Origin of the sequence: Massilia sp. Root335 (genome assembly GCF_001425685.1) — a bacterium.
Classification (GTDB): domain Bacteria; phylum Pseudomonadota; class Gammaproteobacteria; order Burkholderiales; family Burkholderiaceae_D; genus Telluria; species Telluria luteola.
Genome location: NZ_LMCY01000027.1, coordinates 178 through 5969, shown reverse-complemented (window position 1 = coordinate 5969; position 5792 = coordinate 178). Strand labels below are relative to the sequence as shown.

At 58.9% G+C, this 5792-nt stretch carries 4 protein-coding genes; all 4 read right to left on the bottom strand.

Going from position 1 to position 5792, the window contains the following annotated elements; all coding sequences use genetic code 11:
* Window positions 1–103 precede the first annotated feature (103 nt).
* Window positions 104–985, bottom strand: coding sequence for an OST-HTH/LOTUS domain-containing protein (locus tag ASC93_RS15880; protein WP_056444014.1), 882 nt, complete (start codon window positions 983–985; stop codon window positions 104–106).
* Window positions 986–1278: 293 nt separating this feature from the next.
* The gene (locus ASC93_RS15870) at window positions 1279–2961 is read right to left on the bottom strand and encodes a hypothetical protein (RefSeq protein ID WP_162251901.1); all 1683 of its coding nucleotides are present in this window, start codon (window positions 2959–2961) and stop codon (window positions 1279–1281) included.
* Window positions 2962–3149: 188 nt separating this feature from the next.
* Window positions 3150–4943 (bottom strand): ATP-dependent helicase, encoded by a 1794-nt coding sequence (locus ASC93_RS15865; RefSeq protein WP_056444005.1) that lies wholly within the window; start codon window positions 4941–4943, stop codon window positions 3150–3152.
* The coding region (locus ASC93_RS15860; RefSeq protein WP_368854534.1) for an ATP-dependent endonuclease at window positions 4940–5792 on the bottom strand (853 nt) is incomplete at its 5' end. The genes ASC93_RS15865 and ASC93_RS15860, both read right to left, overlap by 4 nt.

Genomic DNA, 5792 nt, shown 5'->3' with positions numbered 1-5792 from the left:
TTGAAGACCGCGTGCCGCAGACTTAAACAAAGACTCGTTTACACAGAATCTGGTACACCCCCGAGAACTGGACAACCTCGGATCCTTGGCAAACGGCTCCTCGTCAGGTCCTTCCTCTTTCCGCCTGGTCCGGCCGACTGCGATACCAGGTCTGACCTCGCGTGGCGTCATTTCCCTTGTCTACACGCACTTCGAACTGCTCTGACCTCGCAAGCAGTTGGCGCCAGGTTCTGTAACCGTACTTATTGGGCCTTTCATCCGGACTGACTCTTGTCACGTACATGATCGCGGAATCGATGCTGGTCCAACCACCATCCGTGCATTCCGCTTCGGCCATTTTGAGACAAGCGATGACACCATCCATGCCAGACATTTCGGTGCGAGCATTTTCAATCCCATGCGAGAACACCTTGTCGAATGCTGGTGACTCCAGCACCGAAAACAAAAAGGTTGCAAGCTGCGTTGTCCCCTCGGCCCAGCCGCGCAGCGCACTCAGCTCCTTCGCGACCTCCTCATGGCACGAGTCCAGGTGATCACATGCCGCGGCACACCCATCCTCATCGGTCAAGTCGAAACGTTCAAGCAGATGATGGACAAGTTCGTTGCGCATCGCGATCATCCTGGCAAGGCTTTCCTTGATCCGAGCGTGATGATCCGATGGCAGAACGATTCTGCAGTTCAAGCTCACGCGTGGACCATCGAGCGATTCCTCACCATCCGAGGCTCGACTATCATCCGCCTGCGACTCCCGAGATTCCGATACCAGGTAATCGGCAGTAAACATCTGCATCAGCAATCCCAGTGATTTTCCGTGAATTGATGATGCCCGTTGGCTCCTTACGGCCTGCAACGATGCTGCCGGCCCATCAGTCGACATCCCCGCAAGCATGCCTTTCAGCAGTCGCTCGTACTCTTGTAGCCGTATCATGCAACGCCCCAGCTTCTGGTGTTCCTGGATGTGCAGTATCTCGTTCGATGTGTTCATGACGACGCGTCAGCAATGTGGAACAACGGCGAAGGCGCCGTGAATATACATGCGGGCTCGCCTAGCAAGCACCGTGTCCGGATAGTCAGGAAACAGCATTGGTTTCGTCGTCACGTCCAGTAACGTATAGCCAAAGGGTATCACGGTAAAGAACTGCCTATGGCCGCCATCGTGGATTTTGAAGTGCAGGGAGATGCTTCCACAGAGGTACTTGCTCAATATTTTCAAGGTTGAGTACCTGACTTCATGCGACCAATTTCCCCCTATTTCAGGGGTTCATTATCTGTACGGTTCTACAAATCGTGAAGGTGAAGCGTTGCCCCACTTACCGGTATCGAAGCAGGCATCGGACGGATGTCGGGCACCTGCCCATACTCCAGGAGAAGTCGCGCATGAAGGTCTCGCAAAGACCGCTCCGAAGGGCCAACTTCCATACGTGCACGAACAAACTGAGGCCACACCGCCATGGCCAAAGAAGGCGCATCGGTCCTGACACCGAAACCGTGCGTCCGGACAGACGACCATGAAATGGCGAACAGCATGACGCTTCTGACCGCCTCGCGACGCTTCTGTTTGAGCCGTAGCGACTTGTCGAGTGCAGAAACACCGTTTTCCTCAATCCACGACAGGATCTTCCCTGACCAATCAGTCAACTCGGCTGAGAGATTCGCAGCCTTGCTCCGGAGTTGGCGAACGTCGTTGGTGGAGTAATCTTGCCACTTCAACTGGAGAAGCCCGACATCGCCGGTAAGCCGGTCGTAGATGGCCGCGTCGATATCCGTCAGGACTGCACCTCCACGGCGCAATTTGAGGTTGCCTGGAAAGCAAATGTAGCGGCGACCAGCGAACATCGCGTAAAGATGCTCCCGCATCCAGTTCTCCCGGTCGGCCGCGACGGCATGTTCAGTGCGCGGGTCCAACCACTGATGCTGGGTTCTGGCCGCCGTAAAAGGATTTCGGGTCAAGCAGGACAGCGGCCGCAGGACAAAGCCGTTGCCCAGGTCGAATAGCAAAGGGATCAGGGGTGTCGAGTGATCGGCCAGTTTCTTTGCCTGCTCTGCTGTCAGCGCCAGCGTGTTGAAGACGCTATGGACAACAGGCCTGGGGCGTCCACTCATGATGGAGATAGACTCTTCCAGCTCGGCTCGAGGCTCCCAGACGGTCAAGCTCTGGCCGACGGACACATGGTCATACATTTTCTTTGCAACCGATACGCAGCCAAAATGCTTGCAGTGAAGACTGATGAGCGCAGCGCCCACGCCCGTGACGTCGGCACCTGTAATTCGGCCCAACATGGCTTTGGCGTGTATGCCCGAGTCCTCACGCCAATGCGTGGCCATCGCCAGAGCTTTGGCCATGTAGTGTTTGTCGACCTCGATCCGAGCGTCATATTCCACCATCACGCCTCGTCCGGTGTCCCGGGTCCTCACCAGTGGCTTGATCAGCTCTTCGATATCGGACCTGAGCCAACGTTTGACAGGCTCGTCGGCCGAGGCAAAGTAGTTGCCGGGCATGTTAGGGAAGCGCAAAACGTCGCGCATCGAAGCCGTCGTCCAGCCCGCGCACGACGATGGCAGCAGCGCTTCTGCGGCGTCGAGACGGTCCAGCTCTGTGGCGTCAGCGAACTGGGCACGCGCATCCTCGCTCATGCGAATCTGGAACTCGTCACCATCCCTCGTGATCTCCATGGTGCCGCGCTCACTCATGTCAGACAAGCGGCGCAACAGCGAGACTTTACCAAACTCTTGCATGAGCCTGGCAGCGAACAGACGCGATTCGTATGTGCTTTCCATCAGAGGGAAAGCGCCTGGCTGGTCCAGAGGTTCGAAGAGCTCGGCGACAGCCCTGTTCCATCCCCAATACATCAGGTCGATCGATTGCGCGGCTTGCTCGCTGTCGCCGCCCATGGCCGGAGCAAGCGTTCCCCAGTAGTCCATCGCCCGGACCACTTCGATGAACAGGACAAACCGACGCATCCGGTCACTCGGCAATCGCTTGAGGACAGCTTCGAGATGGATCTCCGCCAAGTCCCGGAGGGCTTTGACACAAGAATCAGCCAAGGTTCAAGCTCCCAACAGGGCGCCAATCTTGCCGCGGGGCTCGTCGACCTCGATTGACAAACTCAGGCCAGCTTGCACACCAGCGGTTTTGCTGGTATCGCTCGTCAACCATTCTCATTTGCAGATCCCATTGCCGGTGAAACCTTTACCTTCGATGCCAATATCACTGGCGCCGCCGCGATGCTCACCTCCTTCAACCCCCTGGCCACAAGAGCGGGTCTGAGTTCCTTCAAGGAGTTGTGCGGTACAGCTACCCAAAGCAGGTCGCGAGCCCGAGTCGCCGCGACATAGCCGATGCGGCCAACCTCAGTCTGGACGCCATCCAGCAGCGCTTGTGCATGTTCCTTGAGCGTCACGTACAAGACGGCGTCCAGGCTTTCACCCTTCACCTTATGAACGGTGTCGATCCGCAGCGCCGTCGCATCGCTGTCAGCCAAGTCCTCTACGCTTGCGAGCGGCACGTTCGGCAGCGCCGTCTTGGCCAGCTTGCGTCCAATGTTGTCGGCCGGCTTCAGACCGAATTTCGCCTCTATCCGGACAAGCAGGAGCTTGATACGTGCCAGGAGCGAAGGATGCCACTGCCCGTTGGCGACCAATGACGAGGAAGGGAGCCCGCTGATCGAGTCACGGGTGAATGCCCAGATCTCCTTGCGGAGCTCCCGATGCTGCGGATAACCGGAGTGCTGCGTAACCTGGCTCACAAGTCCATCGGGCGGACTGTCCAGCAATGCGACCACGGCAACGGCCACGTGCTGGAAAGCCTTCAGGAAGTCCTTCCTTCGGTCACGCAGGATCGCGGCAGCGGCTAGCGTCTTGACAAGGCCCTGGCCGGCCGGTGCACCGTCGCCTCGCAACGTCTTCGCCAAACCTTTGCCTCGGCAGAGAACACTCGAACGCTTGGCGTCTGCGCCGGCGGCGGACATCGCGTCATGGAAAGAGGTGATGAGCTGATCGTGCTGGTCGCGCTTATAGCCTGTGAAGAAGGCGCCATGCGGCGTGCTGGGTGCAGGCCGTGCCGCAACGTCGCCACGGCCGCACAGACCATTAGCCAGATCGACGATGCTGGGTGCCGACCGGAAGTTCCGTTGCAGTGCGTGCTGCAGAACACCAGCACGCTGGTTGTACTCGGTCAGAAACTTGCCGTCGGCGCCGGCGAAGTCGTAGATTCCCTGGTTGGGATCGCCGATGAGCGTCACGCATGAGCCTGCACTGATGAGCAATTCCAGGATGGCCTGATGCACCGATCCAATATCCTGGGCCTCATCGACTATGATATGTGGATACCGGCGAGCGACGGCGGCAAGCAGCTCGGGCCGCTCCGTCAGTGCCCGGTATGCCCAGTACCGTCCCAAGTCATGCGTGTACGCGCCGGTCCGAGCCAATCTGGCGATGAGGTCATGGGCCGTAGACGTGCTGACCCGCTCGATCTGATCGTTGTAGACGTGGAAGAAGACCTCCTTACCGCTCACGAACGCCATCTGCAGCGAGGTGATTGGCCGAGGAAACAACGACGTCGAGAACTTGAAACCCTCCAGAAAAGCCTCATTTCCCGTTACCAGGAAGGCCGGGCGCGTGGACATCATTGTCCGGTGGCCGTGCGGGCGGATGATGTTGGTGGTAATGAAGCCGTCCAATGTGTCGATGTCGACCCGCGATCGGCCCGCACAGGAGGGCAGATTGATAGCCAAGTCATTGTAGGCCTTGCGGAAGGTGTCGACGGCAACATTGGAAAACGATAGAAGCGCCACGCGGCCGCGTGCGTCGCCGAGATTGCGGCGCATCTGCACAAGACGGTGCACGGCCGTCTTGGTCTTGCCGCTACCAGCGCACGCGATCACGCACAGCGGCGCCATCGGCGCGTCGACGACGGCCTGCTGCTCGGGTGTCAACGCGCTCATGGCGTTGGAGCCGCCGCCAACTGGCAAGTGTGCTTGATGGCGGCCTGGATGTATGCCGGTACCGTGAAAGCAACCTTGTCGTCCGAAATGACTTGTGCCAACGACTGGGCGAAACTGCCTTTCTGGACGTTGTTCTTCGGGCGTTCAAACATACCGCGAAACAGCGCCTTGGCCTTGGCCGCGTCGTCGACTTCCCCATCGACGGCGATGGCCAACGACTTGGCGATCCGCGGGTGCAGCTCGGTGAGCGCCTGGAGCATGGCAGTGCGATTGGAAGCTTCCAATGCCAGGTCGTACTCGAAGGTCTTGAGTCCGTGGAAGATCTTGACGTATGCGTCCTCGCGGGCTTTCATCTTGGCGGTGTTGGCCGAGACGGTGATGGCGTCACCGGGCGCCGGGTACACGGGTTCGGTGTCGTCGTCCTCCTCTTCCTTTTCAACAGCATCCACGCTTTCGACCTCAGGTGCCGGTAGCGCCATGCCAATTACCGCCACCGCGGCAGCCTCAGCCAGAGCTTTGGCCTCCGGCGGTACAGGGTCGGCGTCGGTCAGGACCGCGACAGGAATCTTCAACGCCGTGTCCCCGAAAAGCGGAAGGAAGGAGTCGAAGTTCAGCCCCTCGACACTGATGAGGCTTACACCGTGCTGTCGTAGATCGCAGCCAATACGCTTGGCCAGCGCATTAACCATCATGAGTTCCGCCGCCCCCTCCACGAAGATGACGCGGCGTGCGAAGAAAAGCTCGGCACGCGTGACATCGAGGTAGCGCTCCAGCTTCTCCCGCTTGCCCTTCTCGAAAACCACGCTGCGAGGGAGGAAGGTCTCTACTGCGTCGCCAGTGTCGACCAGA